16 protein-coding genes are annotated in these 19,456 nt (G+C 69.2%); 11 read left to right on the top strand and 5 right to left on the bottom strand.

All coding sequences use genetic code 11. The features are described 5' to 3' along the window. Positions 1-203: 203 nt before the first annotated feature. A complete protein-coding gene (locus tag OG246_RS41370; RefSeq protein ID WP_266474532.1) occupies positions 204-1,493 on the top strand; it encodes an alginate lyase family protein in 1,290 nt (429 codons plus the stop codon). Beyond that, complete coding sequence (locus OG246_RS41365) at positions 1,490-3,142, top strand: RNA polymerase sigma factor (RefSeq protein WP_266474531.1); 1,653 nt, start codon at positions 1,490-1,492, stop codon at positions 3,140-3,142. Before OG246_RS41370 ends, OG246_RS41365 begins: the two co-directional genes overlap by 4 nt. Positions 3,143-3,394: 252 nt before the next feature. Here OG246_RS41365 and OG246_RS41360 read toward each other — a convergent pair whose 3' ends face one another. Continuing rightward, entirely contained in the window at positions 3,395-4,078 is a 684-nt protein-coding gene (locus OG246_RS41360; RefSeq protein WP_266474530.1) for a glycerophosphodiester phosphodiesterase, read from the bottom strand. 20 nt (positions 4,079-4,098) lie between these two features. Further along, on the bottom strand, positions 4,099-5,190 hold the full coding sequence (locus tag OG246_RS41355; protein WP_323178372.1) for an adenosine deaminase: 1,092 nt from the start codon (positions 5,188-5,190) through the stop codon (positions 4,099-4,101). A 125-nt stretch (positions 5,191-5,315) separates the two neighbouring features. Between OG246_RS41355 and OG246_RS41350 the strand changes: the two genes are divergently transcribed. After that, positions 5,316-6,293, top strand: coding sequence for a DUF4190 domain-containing protein (locus tag OG246_RS41350; RefSeq protein WP_266474528.1), 978 nt, complete (start codon positions 5,316-5,318; stop codon positions 6,291-6,293). On the opposite strand, the gene OG246_RS41345 is transcribed toward OG246_RS41350, so the two are convergent. Then, on the bottom strand, positions 6,290-6,877 hold the full coding sequence (locus OG246_RS41345; RefSeq protein ID WP_266474527.1) for an NADAR family protein: 588 nt from the start codon (positions 6,875-6,877) through the stop codon (positions 6,290-6,292). The genes OG246_RS41350 and OG246_RS41345 overlap by 4 nt on opposite strands. A 207-nt stretch (positions 6,878-7,084) precedes the next feature. On the opposite strand from OG246_RS41345, the gene OG246_RS41340 reads away from it, so the two are divergent. The 8 genes from OG246_RS41340 (at position 7,085) to OG246_RS41305 (ending at position 17,007) form a co-directional block, all read left to right on the top strand. After that, entirely contained in the window at positions 7,085-8,611 is a 1,527-nt protein-coding gene (locus OG246_RS41340; protein WP_266474526.1) for a gamma-aminobutyraldehyde dehydrogenase, read from the top strand. A gap of 240 nt (positions 8,612-8,851) precedes the next feature. Then, positions 8,852-10,099, top strand: a complete 1,248-nt coding sequence (locus OG246_RS41335; protein ID WP_266474525.1) for a PotD/PotF family extracellular solute-binding protein — start codon at positions 8,852-8,854, stop codon at positions 10,097-10,099. 5 nt (positions 10,100-10,104) lie between these two features. Then, positions 10,105-11,265 (top strand): ABC transporter ATP-binding protein, encoded by a 1,161-nt coding sequence (locus OG246_RS41330; RefSeq protein ID WP_266475059.1) that lies wholly within the window; start codon positions 10,105-10,107, stop codon positions 11,263-11,265. Continuing rightward, the gene (locus tag OG246_RS41325) at positions 11,265-12,191 is read left to right on the top strand and encodes an ABC transporter permease (RefSeq protein ID WP_266474524.1); all 927 of its coding nucleotides are present in this window, start codon (positions 11,265-11,267) and stop codon (positions 12,189-12,191) included. The genes OG246_RS41330 and OG246_RS41325 overlap by 1 nt, the downstream gene beginning before the upstream one ends. Next, positions 12,192-12,992, top strand: a complete 801-nt coding sequence (locus OG246_RS41320; RefSeq protein ID WP_266474523.1) for an ABC transporter permease — start codon at positions 12,192-12,194, stop codon at positions 12,990-12,992. It begins immediately after the preceding gene. 29 nt (positions 12,993-13,021) lie between these two features. Further along, complete coding sequence (locus tag OG246_RS41315) at positions 13,022-14,440, top strand: FAD-binding oxidoreductase (RefSeq protein WP_266474522.1); 1,419 nt, start codon at positions 13,022-13,024, stop codon at positions 14,438-14,440. Between the two features lie 160 nt (positions 14,441-14,600). Continuing rightward, positions 14,601-15,059 carry a hypothetical protein gene (locus OG246_RS41310; RefSeq protein WP_266474521.1) on the top strand — a complete coding sequence of 153 codons (459 nt, stop codon included), beginning with the start codon at positions 14,601-14,603 and terminating at the stop codon, positions 15,057-15,059. Positions 15,060-15,198: 139 nt separating this feature from the next. Then, the gene (locus tag OG246_RS41305; protein ID WP_266474519.1) at positions 15,199-17,007 is read left to right on the top strand and encodes a chitinase; all 1,809 of its coding nucleotides are present in this window, start codon (positions 15,199-15,201) and stop codon (positions 17,005-17,007) included. Here OG246_RS41305 and OG246_RS41300 read toward each other — a convergent pair. Further along, entirely contained in the window at positions 16,995-17,822 is an 828-nt protein-coding gene (locus tag OG246_RS41300) for a phosphatase PAP2 family protein (RefSeq protein ID WP_266474518.1), read from the bottom strand. The two genes, OG246_RS41305 and OG246_RS41300, sit on opposite strands and share 13 nt — an antisense overlap. Before the next feature lie 169 nt (positions 17,823-17,991). Beyond that, entirely contained in the window at positions 17,992-19,326 is a 1,335-nt protein-coding gene (gene gabT / locus OG246_RS41295) for a 4-aminobutyrate--2-oxoglutarate transaminase (protein WP_266474517.1), read from the bottom strand. Positions 19,327-19,456 lie beyond the last annotated feature (130 nt).

The raw sequence follows: 19,456 nt of genomic DNA, 5'->3' as shown, positions 1-19,456 counted from the left end.
GGATCCTCACCAGGAAGGGCCCCGCCCCTGGCATCGACCCCGAGTAACTCCCGTACTACGTAGGGGTGTTGTCAGGGATTACCCCTAGGCGGGAAGCGGCCTCGAAAGTTTCGGAAGAGAGATCCCAAGAGAAAAACTGTTATCGCGGAGGGCGTCGCTCCGTCTCCTGTGTGTCAGACCACCCCTCCGCCCGGGAGCACCGCATGCCTGCGCACAAGCGCCAGAACACCAACGAGCCGAAGCGCGAGAACAAGCACCGCCTGACCCGCCGAGGCGTCCTGCGCATCGGCGGCGGTCTCGCCGCCACCGCGGCCGTCGGCGGCGGCGCGGCGATCGTGATGTCCGGCAGCGACAACGCCGACGCGGCGCCGACGCCGACAACGACGGCGAAGGCGTTCACCCACCCGGGCATGCTGCACGCCTACGGCGAGCTCAACCGCGCGAAGGTCAGGGTGGCGGCGAAGTCCCAGCCCTGGCTCGCCGGTTGGGAGCGACTCACCGCCAACAACCACTCCCAGAGCACCTGGAGGCCCAACCCGCGCGCCACGATCGTCCGCGGCGGGACAGGCCAGAACTACGCGACCCTCTACAACGACATCCACGCCGCCTACCAGAACGCCCTGCGCTGGAAGATCGCCGGCACCAAGGCCAACGGCGACACCGCCCGCGACATCCTCAACGCCTGGTCGGCCACGCTGACCACGGTGACCGGGAACGCCGACCGCTTTCTGGCCGCCGGGATCTACGGCTACCAGTTCGCCAACACCGCCGAACTCATGCGCGGCTACGACGGGTTCGACCTCACCCGCTTCCAGAAGATGCTGCTCAGCGTCTTCTACCCCCTCAACAACCAGTTCCTGACCGGCCACAACGACGCCTGCATCACCAACTACTGGGCCAACTGGGACCTGTGCAACATGAACTCGATCCTGGCCATCGGCATCCTGTGCGACGACCGAGCCAAGTACGACCAGGCGGTGGACTACTTCAAGAACGGCGCGGGGAACGGGTCGATCAAGAACGCCGTCCCCTTCGTGTACGAGTCGCAGGGCCTCGCCCAGTGGCAGGAGTCGGGCCGCGACCAGGGGCACACCATGATGGGCATGGGGCAGATGGGCGCCTTCTGTGAGATGGCCTGGTCCCAGGGCGACGACCTCTACGGCTACGACGACAACCGGTTCATGAAGGCCGCCCAGTACGTCGCCAAGTACAACCTCGGCCAGGAGGTCCCCTTCACGAAGTACTCCTGGCGGAGCGGGCAGGGCGTCGGAAAGTACAACGAGCAGACGGTGATCGCCGCCCAGGACCGTGACCAACTCCGCCCGGTCTGGGACGTTCTGCACTACCACTACGCCCGGCGCCGCCGCCTCTCCGTCCCCTTCATCACCACCATGGCTGAGAAAGTACGAGCGGAAGGCGGCGGCGGTCAGTACGGGCCCAACAGCGGCGGCTACGACCAGCTCGGCTTCGGGACGCTGCTCTACGCCAAGTGACAACACGCGGAGAAGGGTCGTACGTGGACGGGCGGCAGTGGCGCTCCACCATCGGGGCCGCGCAGGCCGGTGACCGGCGCGCCCTCGACGAACTGGTGGCGGGCTGGCTGCCCCTCGTCTACAACATCGTCGGACGCGCCCTGAACGGCCACGCGGACGTCGACGACGTCGTGCAGGAGACCATGCTGCGCGCCGTCGACAACCTCGGCTCGCTGCGCGACCCGGACAGCTTCCGGTCCTGGCTGGTCGCCATCGCGATGCGGCAGATACGCGACCGGGCGCGCCGCCGCACCTCCGAGCCGCCGGCCGACGGCTCGGGCGTGCAGGCCGCCGACTTCGCCGAACTCACCGTGCTGCGGCTCCAGTTGGAGGGGCAGCGGCGCGAGGTCGCGGAGGCGGTGCGCTGGCTCGACGACGAGGACCGCCAGTTGCTCTCGCTCTGGTGGCTGGAGGTCGCGGGCGAACTCACCCGGCGGGAGCTGGCGTCGGCGGTCGGCATCAGCCGGCAGCACGCCGCCGTCCGCGTCCAGCGCATGAAGGAACGACTGGAGGCGGCGCGCGGCATCGTCCGGGCGCTCGACTCGGCCTGCCCGGATCTCGGTTCGGTGACCACCCGTTGGGACGGCCGGCCCGACTCGGTGTGGCGCAAACGTCTCGCCCGGCACGTTCGGGGCTGTGCGTACTGCTCAGGGCGTCCGGGCGAGTCGGTCGTACCCGCCGAGCGGCTGCTCGTCGGGATCGCGCTGGTCCCGGTGCCGGTCGCCTTCACGCTCTCGCTCGCGCTGGGCGGTGGCAAGACGGCGGCCGCCGCCACGACCGTCGGGTGGTCCGCCAAGGTCCTCAGCGCGCTCACCAAACCCGCCGTCGCGGTCACAGCGGGCGCGACCATCGCGGCGGGTGGCGCGTACGTCGTGACGCAGACGCCGGACCGGCCGCCCCCGCGAGCCGTCGCCTCTCCCACGGCGGCGAGCACGGCCCGCCCGCCGAGCCCTTCTCCCGCTCCGAGCCGCGTCGAGCTGTACGGCACGGTCGTCGACGCCGTGGACAGCGCGCCCTCCGCGACCGCGCCGCCCGGGGCGCTGCCCCGCCGGGCCGAGCAGGGCATCACGGCGACGGGCGCTCCCGCCACCGGGCTGACCCACAACGGCGAGACCGTCACCCTCAGCGGGGTGGGCTACTTCCGGGTCCGCTGGCAGATACGGCCCGGGGCACGCCGGGGCGACCTGGTGATGCCGACCTGGACCGGCCTCGACGGCAGGCTCTTTCACGTCGCCTCGGGTGGGGGGCACCGTATGGACGACGTTCAGTCCGGCTCGGTGGACGGCACGAGCTGGATGGGCGGACCGTCCGCCGGCCCGGCAGTCCTTCCCTCCGGCGCCCAACAGATGTGGCAGAACGAGTACTTCTGGATCGACGGCACCGTCACCCTCCACCAGAACGAGGGCTCCGCCGACTACAACCTCTTCGTCCAGCCCTCCACCTGGGACAAGGTCACGGAGGACATCCGCACCGGCCCCGCCCAGGGCGCGATCCGCTACGGCCTGGCCCGCGACACCGGCGACGACACGACTCCGGTACCCCAGTACCTGACCCGATCGACCCCAGCCGACCAGGCAACGGTCCGCCAGATATCACGGGTCACTCCCTGAACTCCTGTGCTGAGGGGTGGTTTTTTCGCCCCCTCCGCCCCTACCCGTCCCGTACCTGGGGGCTGCCGCCCCCAGACCCCCGCTGTCGGCCTGAACGGCCTCGTCCTCAAACGCCGGACGGGCTAAAGACTTCTAGCGCCGGCCGGGGAGATTTTCAGCCCCTCCGGCGTTTGAGGAGCGGGGGTTTGGGGGCGGAGCCCCCAAGGGACGGGAATGGGTAGGGGCGGAGGGGGCGAAAAAACCCACCGGCCCCTACACCTTGCGCAGGGCGCACAACGTATCGATGCGGTTCGTCGTGATCGAGTCGACGCCGACGTCGAGCAGCCGACGCATGGAGCGGCGGGTGTCCGGCGTCCAGACGGACAGCAGGTATCCGTCGCGGTGGACACGGGCCGCGAGGTCACGGTCGATCAGACTGAAGCGGTAGTTGAGCCACCGGGGCCGCACCGCGTCGAGGAGAGCCGCCCGGGGCGGCGCAAGCGTCGTCCAGGTCATCGCGATCTCCGCAGCGGAGTCCGCCGCACGCACGGCAAGCATGGCCGAGGCCCCCGCGCAGTAGTACACCCGCTCCTCCGCCCCGCAGCCACGGATGACACCGACGATCCGGCGCACGGCCGCGCCATCGGGCGCCCCCGGCAGATCGACCATGAACCGGCCGTCCCCGGCCGAGGCCAGCGCGTCCACGAGCGTCGGCACCCCACCACCCGTGAGCCCGCGCACCTCGTCGGAGGAGAGCGAACCGAGCGGCCGGTCCTGCTCCCACAGCCGCTTCAGCGTCTCGTCGTGCAGCAGGACGGGCACGCCGTCACGGGTGAGCCGTACGTCGATCTCGACCGCGTCCGCGCCCATTTGGAACGCGGAACGCAGCGAGTCGATCGTGTTCTCGCGGACGCGGTAGGGGTCGCCGCGATGGCCCACGGCAGTCACTGTGCGCATGGCCCCATTGTGGCGTTCGGTCAGGGCGCGAGCCAGGTCGAGGCGTAGGTGTCGATCTCCTGGGCGAGCTTCGCCTTGCGGGCCGGGTCGAGGAACGACGCCTCGACGGCGTTCTTGGCGAGCGCGGCGAGACCGAGTTCGTCGAGGTCGAGGAGGCGGGCGGCGACCGCGTACTCGTTGTTGAGGTCGGTGCCGAACATCGGCGGGTCGTCGGAGTTGATGGTCACCAGGACCCCGGCCCGGGTGAACTCCTTGATGGGGTGCTCGTCGAGGGTGCGGACCGCGCGGGTGGCGATGTTGGAGGTCGGGCAGACCTCCAGGGCGATGCGGTGCTCGGCGAGGTGCGCGAGCAGCTTCGGATCCTGGACGGAGCTGGTGCCGTGTCCGATGCGCTCGGCGCGCAGGTCGTTCAGCGCGTCCCAGACCGTCTCCGGTCCCGTCGTCTCGCCCGCGTGCGGCACCGAGTGCAGACCGGCCGCGATCGCGCGGTCGAAGTACGGCTTGAACTGCGGTCGCGGTACGCCGATCTCGGGCCCGCCGAGCCCGAAGGAGACCAGCCCCTCCGGACGCAGCCGGTCGTCGGTCGCGAGCCGTACCGTCTCCTCGGCGGCTTCGAGCCCCGCCTCTCCGGGAATGTCGAAGCACCAGCGCAGTACGACACCGAGCTCGGCCTCCGCCGCCTTGCGGGCGTCCTCGATGGCGTCCATGAAGGCGCGCTCGTCGATGCCCCGGCGGGTGGAGGAGAACGGGGTGATGGTCAGCTCGGCGTAACGGACCTGCTGCCGGGCCATGTCCCGCGCCACCTCGTACGTCAGCAGCCGTACGTCCTCCGGGGTGCGGATGAGGTCGACGACGGACAGGTACACCTCGATGAAGTGGGCGAAGTCCGTGAAGGTGAAGTAGTCCGCGAGGGCCTCGGGGTCGGTCGGCACCTTGGAGTCGGGGTGGCGGGCGGCCAGCGTGGAGACGATACGGGGGGAGGCTGAGCCGACGTGGTGCACGTGCAGCTCGGCCTTGGGAAGTCCGGCGATGAAGGCGTGCAGATCGCGGGCGTCATCGCGTGGGGTGTGGTGGTCGGTCAAGGGTTCCTCCCCGGAACGGCGCCCCTGCAACGCGGTCGGCGGGACGCGGGTGATCGGCTGATCGGTGACTCAGGGATCATCGTAGGCGGGCGGCCCACGCCACCCAGGCTCGGGCCGTAGCATGACGGAACGTACGACAGAGGGGGACCCTACGCATGTCCGAGGACGCGCAGACGCCGAGAGCACCGCAGGACGCAGACGCGTGGGCTTCGCAGGGGGAGGAGACCCCGCCGGCGCGGTCGGACGCGGTATCCCCAGCGAACCACGCACCGGTTTCCGCCCCTGAGGACGCCGCTCCCGCCTCGGCGGTCCCGTTGGGCAAGCCGTCGGAGTCGACCCCGCCGCGCTCCGACTCGACACCGCCGCCGGACCACGCACCGGGTTCCGCCCCTGAGGACGCCGCGCCCGCCCCGAAGGTCCCGTTGGACAAGCCCGCCGCCGACCCGCGGCCCCAGCCGGACCCCTGGGCCTCGCCCGAGGAAACCGCATCCTCCCGGGCGAGCGGCGCCACGCACGGTCCCGCGCACGACCAGTCGACGGGCGTGCCGACCCCCGGTGGGGGCACCCCCGGCACCGGCGTCCCCAACCCCCCGTCCTGGGACAACCACAACCCCTTCGCACCCCCCGCTGGCCACACCCCCTACCCCCAGCCCGCCCCCGGACAGCCCGTTCCTCCGCCGCCCATCGCCCCCGGGGGCCCGGGCCAGCCCCCGTACGGGTACGCCTACCCGGCGTACGGGCCCCAGCACGTCCCCTACCCGGGCGCTCCCGGCTATGGCGGCTGGCCCGCGATGCCGCTCCCGCCCAGCAACGGCATGGGTATAGCCGCGCTGATTCTCGGTATCGCCTCGGCGGCCCTGTTCTGCATGTGGCCGCTGACCATCGTGATGGGGATCCTGGGTGTGGTCTTCGGTGTGATCGGCCGCCGCAAGGCGGGCCGGGGCCAGGCGACGAACGGGGGCCAGGCGCTGGCCGGGATCATCTGCGGAGCGGTCGGCATCGTCCTGGCCATCGCACTGGTCGTGTTCTTCGCCTTCGTCGTGGACGACTCCAGTTCCGAAACCGACTCGGGCACCGACGGCGACGGCTTCTCCACCTCACTCGTCGTGGAGCACCCGGACCAGCTCCGCTAGCGGACCGGGGTTCCGCCAGGCACCTCGGATGCCTGGCGGAGCCGCCCCCGCGCCTCCATCAGCGCGAACCCCAGCAGATTCGCCCCCCGCCACTGCTCGGGATTCCCCGCACGATCGTCGTCCGCCGCGAGTCCGATCCCCCAGACCCGGTCCATGGGGCTGGCCTCGACCAGCACCCGCTCACCCGTGCCCAGCAGAAACTCCCGCAGCCCGGGATGCGCGGCGAACTTGTGGACGCTGCCCTCGACCACGATCCCGAACCGCTCGCGCTCCCATATGGCGTCGTCGAAGCCGCGCACGAGCCGCCCCGCCTTCTTGGCGAGCGCGGGGTTGCGCGCCTCGACAGCGAGCCGCTCCGCCTCGGCGTCCCCGAAGAGCCGCGCTTTCCGCGCCATCATCCAGTGCTCCGCCGTCGCATACGCCACGCCGTCCACGGTGAACGGCGACGGCCACCACTGGCTCAGGCAGCTCGCACCCACCTGACCGTCCGCCCGCGGCCGGTGTCCCCAGAAGTGCAGGTACTTCACCCTCGCCCCGGAACGGACCTGGCTGACCAGCGCGTCCCGTGAATCGATCTTCCCCATGCACGCGAGTCTGGCATCCACCACTGACAATCCGTCCTGCCTTTTCCAAGAGGACTCGACACCTGGTCGACAGATTCCGTCGCGTAACCAAAAGGCAACAACGGAATCACTTGTTGGAGTCCCTTTGCTCTGTCAGGATCGGCACTCAAATCGAGCTGGAGCTACGCCGACCCCCGCCAGACGGGGAGGGCGGCGGAGGAGAGCGACATGCACAATCCGGGCCATCGCTTCCAGGCGCAGGACCGCTTCGCGGACGGCGCGCAGTACATCGCGGGCCGACTGACCAAGGGCACCTCCGGCCGTACGTTCGCGGTCGTCGACCCGTCCACGGGCGAGGAGGTCTACACGTACGAGCTCGCGGGCACCGCCGATGTGGACGCGGCTGTCGCGGCCGCCCGGGCGGCGTTCCCCGGCTGGTCCGGTGCCACCCCCGGTGAGCGCTCCGACGCGCTGCACCGCTTCGCCGCCGTGCTCGCCGACCGCGCCGACGAGCTCGCCCGTGCCGAGTCCCTGCAGTGCGGCAAGCCGCTCAAGCTCACCCGGGAGTTCGACGTCCCGGGGACCATCGACAACACCGCGTTCTTCGCGGGCGCGGCCCGCCACCTGCAGGGCCAGTCCGCGGGCGAGTACTCCGGCGACCACACCTCGTACGTACGCCGTGAACCCATCGGTGTCGTCGGTTCCATCGCGCCCTGGAACTACCCCCTCCAGATGGCCGCCTGGAAGATCCTCCCGGCGATCGCGGCCGGCAACACGATCGTCCTGAAGCCCGCCGAGCTCACCCCGCTCACCTCCCTCCTCTTCGCCGAGGCGGCCACGGCGGCCGGGATCCCCAACGGCGTCATCAACATCGTCACGGGGGCCGGCAAGGACGCCGGTGAGCACCTCGTCGGTCACCCCGACGTGGCCATGACCTCCTTCACGGGGTCCACTGCCGTCGGCAAGCGGGTCGCGGAGATCGCCACCTCGACCGTCAAGCGGCTCCACCTGGAGCTGGGCGGCAAGGCGCCCTTCGTGGTCTTCGACGACGCGGATCTCGACGCCGCTGTCAACGGCGCGGTCGCCGGTTCGCTCATCAACACCGGTCAGGACTGCACGGCCGCCACGCGCGCGTACGTACAAAGGCCCCTCTACGAAGCGTTCGTATCCAAAACAGCCGACCTCATGGCGACCGTCCGCGTGGGCGACCCCTTCGCGCCGGACACCGACCTCGGCCCGCTGATCTCGCACGCCCAGCGCGACCGCGTCGCCGGATTCGTCGACCGGGCCCGCTCCTACGCGCGCGTGGTCACCGGCGGAACCGTCCCCCAGGGGGACCTCAAGAGCGGCGCCTACTACACGCCCACCCTCGTCGCAGACGCCGCCCAGGACAGCGAGATCGTGCAGTCCGAGATCTTCGGCCCCGTACTCGTCGTGCTGCCCTTCGACACCGACGACGAGGGCATCGCGCTGGCCAACGACACGCCGTACGGACTCGCCGCCTCCGCCTGGAGCCGTGACGTCTACCGGGCGAACCGCGCGACCCGCGAGATCAAGGCGGGCTGCGTCTGGATCAACGACCACATTCCGATCATCAGCGAGATGCCGCACGGGGGCTACGAGGCCTCCGGATTCGGCAAGGACATGTCCGCGTACTCGTTCGAGGAGTACACGCAGATCAAGCACGTCATGTTCGACAACACTGGGGTTGCCGAGAAGGACTGGCACCGCACGATCTTCGGGGACCGGAGCTGAGCAGCCTCGGGGGAGTGCAGCACGCTCCCACGCCGCCCGGCACGCACTCTCGCCGCCCCGGGCAAAGACCCAAGTACATCCAGTACGAGGGCCTTCGCCCGGCACGCCGAGAGCACGCACCGAACGACGCGGGAACGCACCACACTCCCCCGAGGCCGCTCTGCCGATTCACTTCGGCCAGCGCCGAGGCAGACCAGGCCGCGACCACGGCCGAGATCCTTCCGAAAGGGCACCAGGAGCATGGAGCAGTACGAGCCCGAACGCCTGTCCCCGGTCCAACTGGCCGCCATGCGGCGCAGTCTCAGGAACGGCAGGGCCTCCATCGGCCGACGTTCGCTGCTGCGCGCCTCGGCGGGCGGTGCGCTGACCATCGGCGGACTCGGGGCGCTCAGCGCCTGCGGGATCCCCGCGGCCGGCAAGACCCAGGGCGGCGTCTCCGCCGACGACCTCTCGGCCAAGGAGAAGACGATCAACTTCTCCAACTGGACCGAGTACATGGACGTCGACGAGAGCGAGAAGCACCACCCCACGCTGGACGCCTTCACCGAGCGCACCGGCATCACGGTCAAGTACACCGAGGACATCAACGACAACGCCGAGTTCTTCGGCAAGATCAAACCGCAGCTCGCCGCGGGCCAGGACACCGGCCGCGACATCATCGTCCTCACCGACTGGCTGGCGGGCCGGCTGATCAACCTCGGGTGGGTCCAGAAACTGGACCCGGCCAACCTGCCGCACGCGTACACCAATCTGGCGCAGCAGTTCCGCAACCCCGACTGGGACCCCGGCCGCGCCTACTCCTACCCCTGGCAGGGCATCTCGACCGTCATCGCCTACAACAAGAAGGCGCTCGACGGCATCGAGGTGAAGTCGGTCTCCGACATGCTCGACAACCCCAAGCTCAAGGGGCGCATCGGCTTCCTGACGGAGATGCGCGACAGCATCGGCATGACGCTGCTCGACATGGGCAAGGACCCGGCCAAATTCACGGACGACGACTACGACGCGGCGATCGCCCGTCTCCAGAAGGCCGTCGACAAGGGCCAGATCCGCCGCTTCACCGGCAACGACTACACGTCCGACATCACCAGCGGCAACTTCGCGGCCTGTATCGCCTGGGCCGGTGACGTCGTACAGCTCAAGGCGGACAGCCCGGACGTCGACTTCATCATCCCGGACAGCGGCTACATCACCTCGACCGACAACATGCTGATCCCCAACAAGGCGCGCCACAAGACGAACGCCGAGCGGCTCATGGACTACTACTACGAGCCCGAGCCGGCCGCCCAGCTCGCCGCCTACATCAACTACGTCTGCCCGGTCGACGGAGTGAAGCCCTATCTCGAGAAGATCGACAAGGACGCGGCGAACAACCCGCTGATCATTCCCGACCAGGCCATGGCCGCCAAGTCTCACGCCTTCCGCTTGCTCAGCAGCAAGGAAGAGACGGCCTACGAAGAGAAGTTCGCGAAGCTCACAGGGGCGTGACCATGATGACGACAGACAACAGCGGCGACGTCCGCCTCTCCGGGATCAGCAAGACGTACGGCGCCTTCACCGCCGTACACCCGCTCGACCTGACCGTTCCGCAGGGATCGTTCTTCGCCCTCCTCGGGGCATCGGGCTGCGGCAAGACCACCACCCTCCGCATGATCGCCGGCCTGGAGGAGCCCACTTCGGGAACCGTGCACCTGGGGGAGCAGGACGTGACGAACCTGCCGCCCTACAAGCGGCCGGTGAACACCGTCTTCCAGTCCTACGCCCTCTTCCCGCACCTCGACATCTTCGAGAACGTCGCCTTCGGCCTGCGCCGGCGCGGCATCAAGTCGGTGAAGAAGCAGGTCGAGGACATGCTCGAGCTCGTACAGCTCGGTGAGCAGGCCCGCAAGAAGCCGCACCAGCTCTCCGGCGGCCAGCAGCAGCGTGTCGCCGTGGCCCGCGCGCTGATCAACACCCCCAAGGTGCTGCTCCTCGACGAGCCGCTCGGCGCCCTCGACCTCAAGCTTCGTCGCCAGATGCAGTTGGAGCTCAAGCGCATCCAGACCGAGGTCGGCATCACGTTCGTGCACGTCACGCACGACCAGGAGGAGGCCATGACCATGGCCGACACGGTCGCCGTGATGAACGCGGGCCGCGTCGAGCAGCTCGGTTCGCCCGCCGACCTCTACGAGAACCCGAACACCACGTTCGTCGCCAACTTCCTCGGCACCTCCAACCTCATCGAGGCCGAGGTCGACTCCAAGAGCGGCGACGAGATCGTCCTCAAGGCGGGCGGCGGCAAGCTCCTGCTGCCCGCGGCGCGATGTTCCGCGCCGACGACGACCGGCGGCAAGGTCCTGGTCGGCGTCCGCCCGGAGAAGATCTCGCTCACGCACGCCGACGACGCGGGCGACATCCCGGCGGGCCGCAACCGGATCACCGGCAAGATCGCCGACTCCAGCTTCATCGGCGTCTCCACGCAGTACGTCATCGACAGCGCCGTCTGCCCGGAGTTCGAGGTCTACGCCCAGAACATCGACCGCGACTCCCGGCTCCGCCCCGGCACCGACGTCGTCCTGCACTGGAACCCGGCGCACACCTTCGGCCTGGACGCCGCCCAGGACATCGACGCGGGCGTCGAGACGGTAGACCCAGAAGCGGGGGTGGCCGCCTGATGGCCACCGCCACCGAGGCGCCACCCCTGGCGCCGCAACCGGCCGCCGGCAAACCGCCCCGCAAGCGCGGCCGCCTCACCCCGTACTGGCTGCTGCTGCCCGGCATACTCTGGCTGCTGATCTTCTTCGCACTGCCGATGGTCTACCAGGCCTCCACGTCCGTGCAGACGGGCTCCTTGGAGGAGGGCTACAAGGTCACCTGGCACTTCGCGACCTACTGGAACGCGCTGGCGGACTACTGGCCGCAGTTCCTGCGCTCGGTGCTCTACGCGGGCTCCGCGACGATCCTGTGCCTGATCCTCGGCTACCCGCTCGCCTATCTGATCGCCTTCCGCGCGGGCCGCTGGCGCAATGTCGTCCTCATCCTGGTCATCGCGCCGTTCTTCACCAGCTTCCTGATCCGCACGCTCGCCTGGAAGACGATCCTCGCGGACAGCGGCCCGGTCGTCAGCACCCTCAACTCGCTGCACGTCCTGGACGTCACCAGCTGGCTCGGCATGACCTCCGGCGACCGTGTCCTGGCCACGCCTCTCGCGGTGGTCTGCGGTCTCACGTACAACTTCCTGCCGTTCATGATCCTGCCGCTCTACACCTCCCTCGAACGCATCGACGGACGCCTCCACGAGGCGGCGGGCGACCTGTACGCGAAGCCGTTCACGACCTTCAGGAAGGTCACCTTCCCGCTGTCGATGCCCGGTGTCGTCTCCGGGACGCTGCTGACCTTCATCCCGGCCAGCGGTGACTACGTGAACGCCGACCTGCTCGGCTCCACGGACACCCGGATGGTCGGAAACGTCATCCAGACCCAGTTCCTGAGGATTCTCGACTATCCGACGGCAGCGGCACTTTCCTTCATTCTCATGGCCGCGATCCTCGTCATGGTCACCCTCTACATTCGCAAGTCCGGGACGGAGGATCTGGTTTAAATGGCCTTCGTACGCTGGCTCAAGCACCATCTCGTCGTCATCGCGGGACTGGTGACACTCGGATATCTGCTCCTTCCGAACGTCATCGTCACGGTGTTCTCCTTCAACAAACCGAAGGGGCGCTTCAATTACGAGTGGCAGAACTTCTCCACGGACGCCTGGACCGACCCGTGCGGCGTCGCCGGCATGTGCGGCTCGCTCTCGCTCAGCCTCCAGATCGCCGTGTGGGCGACCCTCGGCGCCACCGTCCTCGGCACGATGATCGCCTTCGCGCTCGTCCGCTACCGCTTCCGTGCACGCGGCGCCATCAACTCGCTGATCTTCCTGCCGATGGCGATGCCCGAGGTCGTGATGGCCGCCTCACTGCTCACCCTCTTCCTCAACATGGGTGCACAGTTGGGTTTCTGGACGATCCTGATCGCCCACATCATGTTCTGCCTCAGCTTCGTCGTGACGGCCGTCAAGGCACGCGTCATGTCGATGGACCCGCGCCTGGAGCAGGCGGCACAGGACCTGTACGCCGGTCCCCTGCAGACCTTCATCCGGGTCACCCTGCCCATCGCGGCCCCCGGAATCGCCGCGGGCGCGCTGCTCGCCTTCGCGCTCTCCTTCGACGATTTCATCATCACCAATTTCAACGCGGGATCGACCGTCACCTTCCCCATGTTCGTCTGGGGCTCGGCACAGCGCGGAACACCCGTTCAGATCAATGTCATCGGTACGGCCATGTTCATCGTCGCCGTACTGTTCGTCCTGGCCGGAATGGTGATCGGCAACCGCCGCAACAAGCAAAAGGCGTAATCGCAAGATTCCTGTAGGGAGTTGAAATCATGGCCCCAAGCGCCATGACCCGCTGGACCAAGTCTCTTTCCGACGCACAGCCGGTGTCCTACTGGCTGGACGACCCGGGCAAACCCCACCCCGAACCCGCCCTCACCACCACCGAGACCTGCGACCTGCTCGTCGTCGGCGGCGGCTACAGCGGACTGTGGACCGCGCTCCTCGCCAAGGAGCGCGACCCGCGGCGCGAGGTGGTCCTGGTGGAAGGCCGTGAGGTGGGCTGGGCCGCCTCCGGCCGCAACGGCGGCTTCTGCGCCGCGTCCCTCACCCACGGTCTGGCCAACGGTCTCACCCGCTGGCCGGACGAGATCAGGAAGCTGGAGGAGCTGGGCGCCCGCAACCTCGACGAGATCGAGGCGGCCGTCGCCCGCTACTCCATCGACTGCGACTTCGAGCGCAGCGGCGAGATCGACGTCGCGACCGAGCCGCACCAGGCGGCCGAACTGCGCGAGTGGCACGAGGAGTTGCGGCGCGAGGGCCTCGCGGACGGCACCGAGTTCCTGGACGCCGAAGCGGTACGGGAACAAGTCGACTCACCGACATTCCTGGCCGGCCTCCACGACCGCCGGGGCGTCGCCATGCTCCACCCCGCCAAGCTCGCCTGGGGCCTCAAGCGCGCTTGCGTGGAACTCGGCGTCCGCGTGTACGAGCACACACCCGCGCTCGCCCTGAAGCCGTACGGCGCGGGCATGGCCGTACGCACCCCGTACGGCTCGGTCCGCGCCCGTCGCGTGGCGCTCGGCACGAACATCTTCCCGAACCTGGTCAAGCGGGTGCGCGCGTACACGGTCCCCGTCTACGACTACGCGATGATGACCGAGCCGCTGACCACCGACCAGTTGGCGTCCATCGGCTGGAAGAACCGCCAGGGCCTCGGTGATTCGGCGAACCAGTTCCACTACTTCCGGCTGTCAGCCGACAACCGGATCCTGTGGGGCGGTTACGACGCGATCTACCCGTACGGCGGCCGGATGCGCGCCGAGTACGACGACCGCCCGGAGACGTACGCCAAGCTCGCGGGCCACTTCTTCACCTGCTTCCCGCAGTTGGAGGGCGTCCGCTTCACGCACGCCTGGGGCGGCGCGATCGACACCTGCTCGCGCTTCTCGGCCTTCTTCGGCACGGCACACCAGGGCAAGGTCGCGTACGCGGCGGGCTACACCGGGCTCGGTGTGGGCGCCACCCGGTTCGGCGCGGACGTGATGCTCGACCTGCTCGCGGGGGAGCGTACGGAACGCACCGAGCTGGAGATGGTCCGCAGGAAGCCGCTGCCGTTCCCGCCCGAGCCCTTCGCCTGGACGGGCATCGCGCTCACCAAGTGGTCACTGGCGCGGGCGGATTCGCACGGCGGGCGGCGCAATCTGTGGCTGAAGACCATGGACAGGCTGGGGCTCGGCTTCGACAGCTGAGGGGTGCCCGGCGCCCCACGGATCCACGGCGTACGCCCAGCTCAGCCACTGTGACCCGGCTCACTATCAACAATTATTCAGAACCCGCGTAATGCCCGGCCCGAACCTCCCTCTCTCCTGTGACGCGACCAGCGTCGACACGAGAAAGGGAGGTTCCGCCATGACAGGGGCTAAGACGGCGGTCGACTGGCTGGCATCCGTAGCTCCGGATCCCGAGGCCTGCCGCTGGGAATGGGAACGCAATCCACTGGGGATCGCGCTGCTGCCGGCGGGCAAGGCCTGGGACGTACTCATCCTGCCGGGCGAACTCGGCTACCCCACACTCGACGTGCTGACCCGGGTGATCGACCAACTGGGTCCCGTGCTCGTCGATTTCGGGGACGCCCGGATGGGTTTCTTCGTGCCCGCGGGCACCGCGGCCCGCTGGCTCGGCACGGGGGTGCGCACAGCGGGCCGCGGTACGTGGATCGTGGTGCCGTATCCGGGAAGGACGACCGGCGGCGGAGTCCGCTGGCTGATCCCCCCGGACGGTTCCGGCACGCTCACCGACCCGGCACTGCTCGAACTGGCCATGCACGAGGCGGCGGCGGGTATCGCCGGAAACGAGGGCGGCCGATAGCCGTGACGGGGCCGGACCCCGGTAGCTGGCGCAGAACCCGACAAGAGGTCCTGAGGTTCCTGAGGTCTTGACAACAGGATTGGTCTGGACCAAATTGGGCGCGCTCCACCCTCCAATTCCCCCATGCCCGGAGGCAGTCGTGGATCGCACCCGACGCAACAGATCAGTCACGCGTCACAGACTTCTCGCCGTGTGCACGGCCACCGTCCTGGCCGTTCCCGGCATGACCGCGCTCTCGTCGGCCGCCCGTGCGGCCGACGCGGACCTCGCCAGGAACGGCGGCTTCGAGTCGGGCCTGGACAACTGGACCTGCACAGCGGGCGCCACCGTCAACTCACCCGTACGGAGCGGCAGTTCCGCGCTGCAGGCGACCCCGGCCGGCAGCGACTACGCGCAGTGCTCCCAGGCGGTCACCGTCCAGCCCAACTCCCAGTACACGCTCGCCGGTTACGTCCGCGGCAGCTACGTCTACCTCGGCGCGAGCGGCACCGGCACCACCGACGTCTCCACCTGGACCCAGTCCGCGCCCGCCTGGCAGCAGCTCACCACGAGCTTCCGCACCGGCCCGTCCACCACCAGGGTCACGATCTACACGCACGGCTGGTACGGCACTGGTGCCTACAACGTCGACGACATCTCCCTCATCGGACCAGCCGTCGACCCGGGCCAGCCCCCGGCCGCACCCACCGGCCTGACGGCCGGCGCGGTCACCTCGTCGAGTGTCGCCCTGTCCTGGTCCCCGGTGACCGGCGCCACCGGATACGCCGTCTACCGAAACGGAGTGAAGGTCCAGACGGCGACCGGGACTTCGACCACGGTCAGCGGACTCACGGCCTCGACGGCGTACTCCTTCCAGGTCGCGGCGGTGAACGACGCGGGCGAGTCGCCGAAGTCGGCGACGGTGACCGCGACGACGAGCGCCGGCGGCGGAGGCTCGACCGGACACGCCCTCGTCGGCTACCTCCACGCGAGCTTTGCGAACGGCGCCGGCTACACCCGCATGGCCGACGTCCCCGACAGCTGGGACATCATCGACCTGGCCTTCGGCGAACCCACCTCCACCACCTCCGGCGACATCCGCTTCAACCGCTGCCCGGTCACCGAGTGCCCGACCGTGGAGAGCGACGCCGAGTTCAAGGCGGCCATCAAGGCCAAGCAGGCGGCCGGCAAGAAGGTCGTGATCTCCATCGGCGGCCAGAACGGCCAGGTACAGCTGACGACGACGGCCGCACGCGACGCCTTCGTCACCTCCGTGTCGAAGATCATCGACACCTACGGGCTGGACGGCCTGGACATCGACTTCGAGGGCCACTCACTCTCGCTGGACGCGAGCGACACCAACTTCAAGAGCCCGACCACACCAGTGATCGTGAACCTCATCTCGGCCCTGAAGACCCTCAAGGCCAAGTACGGCGCCGGCTTCGTGCTGACGATGGCCCCGGAGACCTTCTTCGTCCAGCTCGGCTACCAGTACTACGGCACCGGCCCATGGGGCGGCCAGGACCCGCGCGCAGGCGCGTACCTCCCCGTCATCTACGCGATGCGCGACGACCTCACGGTCCTGCACGTCCAGGACTACAACTCCGGCTCGATCATGGGCCTCGACAACCAGTACCACTCCATGGGCGGCGCCGACTTCCACATCGCCATGACCGACATGCTCCTCACGGGCTTCCCGGTCGCCGGAAACGCGAGCAACGTCTTCCCGGCCCTGCGCCCCGACCAGATAGCCATCGGCATGCCGGCATCGACGAACGCGGGCAACGGCTACGTCTCGCCGACGGAGGTCAACAAGGCCCTCGACTGCCTCACCAAGAAGACCAACTGCGGCACGTACACCACCCACGGCACCTGGCCGGCACTACGCGGCCTGATGACGTGGTCGATCAACTGGCACCGCTACTCGAGCTGGGAGTTCCAGAAGAACTTCGACGGCTACTTCGGCTGATCCCGACGGCTGTTCCGGCTGAGCAGCATCCACAGGGAGTACAGCAGCACCGCACACAGACACCAGCTCGCCACCACGTCCAGGGGCCAGTGGAAGCCGCGGCGGATCAGGCCGTAGGGCACCGCCAGGTTCAGGACGAGGCAGGCGCCGAACAGGGCGCGGCGGGCGTGGGCGGTGCGCAGCCATGGCCCCAGGACCAGGGTCGCGGCGCCGTACGCGACGGCGGCGGTCGCCGTGTGACCCGACGGATAGAAGCCCGTGCCCGGGCCCATCACCGGTGGGCCCGGCCGGGCGACCAGCTCTTTCATCGGCACGATCAGCGCGGGCACGACCGCCATCAGCACTGCGGCTGCGACGGAGGGCAGCCACCAGCGGTCCCGCCCTGCCCGGCGGGCGCGCCGGGCGACGTACACGAGGACTACGGCGAGGACCGGAACGGCGACCGTGATGTTGCCGAGGTCGGCGAGAAGTTCGTAGATCCGGGCCGGATGTACGAGATGGCCGCTGAGGCGTTCGTCCGCGCGGGCGAGGGGGCCGTGGGCCGCGACCTGCCAGGTGATCAGCGCGAGAAGGAGGGCCGGGAGGCCGAGGGAGAAGGTCGGCCACCCCGGAACAGGGGGGGTAGTTCCGAGGTGGCCGTCCGGATCGGATCGTCGCGCGCCCCGGGGGGTTTGGGGCGGGCGACTGTCCGATCGGTGAGGAGATCCGGAGCCGGAAGCTCCGGGTGTGTGCGCGAGGGCACGACCAGGGCGAAGCTGGGGAGGCCTCGACCCGGTGTCACCCACAGTCCCCTGTGGGCGGGGTGTATCTCTCATCTGGGTAGAACCTACGACAGGGGATGCGGGTCCGACAGACGGAATCGCGTCCCGTCATGCACCTCGCACACGTTCTTCACACGGCCTGACGCCCGCCGCCGCACCGCTCGAACGAAGCGGAATCCGGTGCGAGGGGCAGCCGGATTCCGCTGGTGGTGCTCGTGGGGCGTCAGATACGGGCGAAGGCCTGCTCGATGATGTCGAGGCCCTCGCTCAGGAGGTCCTCGCCGATGACCAGCGGGGGCAGGAAGCGGAGGACGTTGCCGTAGGTGCCACAGGTCAGGACCAGCAGGCCCTCCTGGTGGCAGGCCTTGGCGAGCGCGCCGGCCGCCTCGGCGTTCGGCTCCTTGGTGTCGCGGTCCTTGACCAGCTCGATGGCGATCATGGCGCCGCGGCCCCGGATGTCGCCGATGATGTCGAACTTCTCGGCCATCGCGCCGAGGCGGGCCTTCATGACCGCCTCGATGTTCTTCGCCTTGGCGTTGAGGTCGAGCTCCTTCATCGTCTCGATCGCGCCGAGGGCGCCGGCGCAGGCCACCGGGTTGCCGCCGTAGGTGCCGCCCAGGCCGCCCGCGTGCGCGGCGTCCATGATCTCGGCGCGGCCGGTGACGGCGGCGAGCGGGAGACCGCCCGCGATGCCCTTGGCGGTGGTGATCAGGTCCGGGACGATGCCCTCGTCCTCGCAGGCGAACCACTGGCCGGTGCGGCAGAAGCCGGACTGGATCTCGTCGGCGACGAAGACGATGCCGTTGTCCTTGGCGAACTGGCTGATGGCCGGGAGGAAGCCCTTCGCGGGCTCGATGAAGCCGCCCTCGCCGAGCAGCGGCTCGATGATGATCGCGGCGACGTTCTCGGCACCGATCTGCTTGTTGATCATGTCGATGGCCTGCGCGGACGCCTCGGCGCCGGCGTTCTCCGGGCCGGTCAGCCAGCGGTAGCCGTAGGCCACGGGTACGCGGTAGACCTCGGGGGCGAACGGGCCGAAGCCGTGCTTGTACGGCATGTTCTTGGCGGTCAGCGCCATCGTGAGGTTCGTACGCCCGTGGTAGCCGTGGTCGAAGACGACGACGGCCTGCCGCTTGGTGTACGCACGGGCGATCTTGACCGCGTTCTCGACGGCCTCGGCGCCGCTGTTGAACAGAGCGGACTTCTTGGCGTGGTCGCCCGGCGTGAGCTCGGCCAGCGCCTCGGCGACGGCCACGTACCCCTCGTACGGCGTGACCATGAAACAGGTGTGGGTGAAGTCCTGGAGCTGGGCGGAGGCCCGGCGCACGACGGCCTCGGCGCTGGCGCCGACGCTGGTCACGGCGATGCCGGAGCCGAAGTCGATCAGACGGTTCCCGTCGACGTCCTCGATGATGCCGCCGCCGGCGCGCGTGGTGAACACGGGGAGCACCGAGCCCACACCGGCCGCGACCGCGGCGAGGCGTCGGGCCTGCAGCTCCTGCGACTTCGGGCCGGGGATGGCGGTGACGACGCGGCGCTCCTGCGGAAGTGCGGTCATGAGGGGCTCCCTGATGATCTTGCGAACCGGACGGTCCCCGGCGAACGGGGCGCGCCGGGCGGGGGTGTTTTCGGACGCTTCACTGCTTTCTTCGCAGGCTAGGGCCGGGGGAGGGGGGTGGGCATGCTCC

This window comes from Streptomyces sp. NBC_00620 (assembly GCF_026341825.1).
Classification (GTDB): Bacteria; Actinomycetota; Actinomycetes; order Streptomycetales; family Streptomycetaceae; genus Streptomyces.
Note: the sequence above shows the minus strand (reverse complement) of the source record. Positions and strands in the feature narration are given on the sequence as shown.

What these genes read in the sequence shown, in the direction of transcription:
- OG246_RS41370 (WP_266474532.1), top strand. Translation starts at nt 204, where the DNA reads ATGCCTGCGCACAAGCGCCAGAACACCAACGAGCCGAAGCGCGAGAAC.
- OG246_RS41300 (WP_266474518.1), bottom strand. Translation starts at nt 17,822, where the DNA reads ATGAGAGATACACCCCGCCCACAGGGGACTGTGGGTGACACCGGGTCG.
- OG246_RS41345 (WP_266474527.1), bottom strand. Translation starts at nt 6,877, where the DNA reads ATGGGGAAGATCGATTCACGGGACGCGCTGGTCAGCCAGGTCCGTTCC.
- OG246_RS41320 (WP_266474523.1), top strand. Translation starts at nt 12,192, where the DNA reads ATGGCCTTCGTACGCTGGCTCAAGCACCATCTCGTCGTCATCGCGGGA.
- OG246_RS41330 (WP_266475059.1), top strand. Translation starts at nt 10,105, where the DNA reads ATGACGACAGACAACAGCGGCGACGTCCGCCTCTCCGGGATCAGCAAG.
- OG246_RS41325 (WP_266474524.1), top strand. Translation starts at nt 11,265, where the DNA reads ATGGCCACCGCCACCGAGGCGCCACCCCTGGCGCCGCAACCGGCCGCC.
- OG246_RS41315 (WP_266474522.1), top strand. Translation starts at nt 13,022, where the DNA reads ATGGCCCCAAGCGCCATGACCCGCTGGACCAAGTCTCTTTCCGACGCA.
- OG246_RS41310 (WP_266474521.1), top strand. Translation starts at nt 14,601, where the DNA reads ATGACAGGGGCTAAGACGGCGGTCGACTGGCTGGCATCCGTAGCTCCG.
- OG246_RS41340 (WP_266474526.1), top strand. Translation starts at nt 7,085, where the DNA reads ATGCACAATCCGGGCCATCGCTTCCAGGCGCAGGACCGCTTCGCGGAC.
- gabT (WP_266474517.1), bottom strand. Translation starts at nt 19,326, where the DNA reads ATGACCGCACTTCCGCAGGAGCGCCGCGTCGTCACCGCCATCCCCGGC.
- OG246_RS41335 (WP_266474525.1), top strand. Translation starts at nt 8,852, where the DNA reads ATGGAGCAGTACGAGCCCGAACGCCTGTCCCCGGTCCAACTGGCCGCC.
- OG246_RS41350 (WP_266474528.1), top strand. Translation starts at nt 5,316, where the DNA reads ATGTCCGAGGACGCGCAGACGCCGAGAGCACCGCAGGACGCAGACGCG.
- OG246_RS41360 (WP_266474530.1), bottom strand. Translation starts at nt 4,078, where the DNA reads ATGCGCACAGTGACTGCCGTGGGCCATCGCGGCGACCCCTACCGCGTC.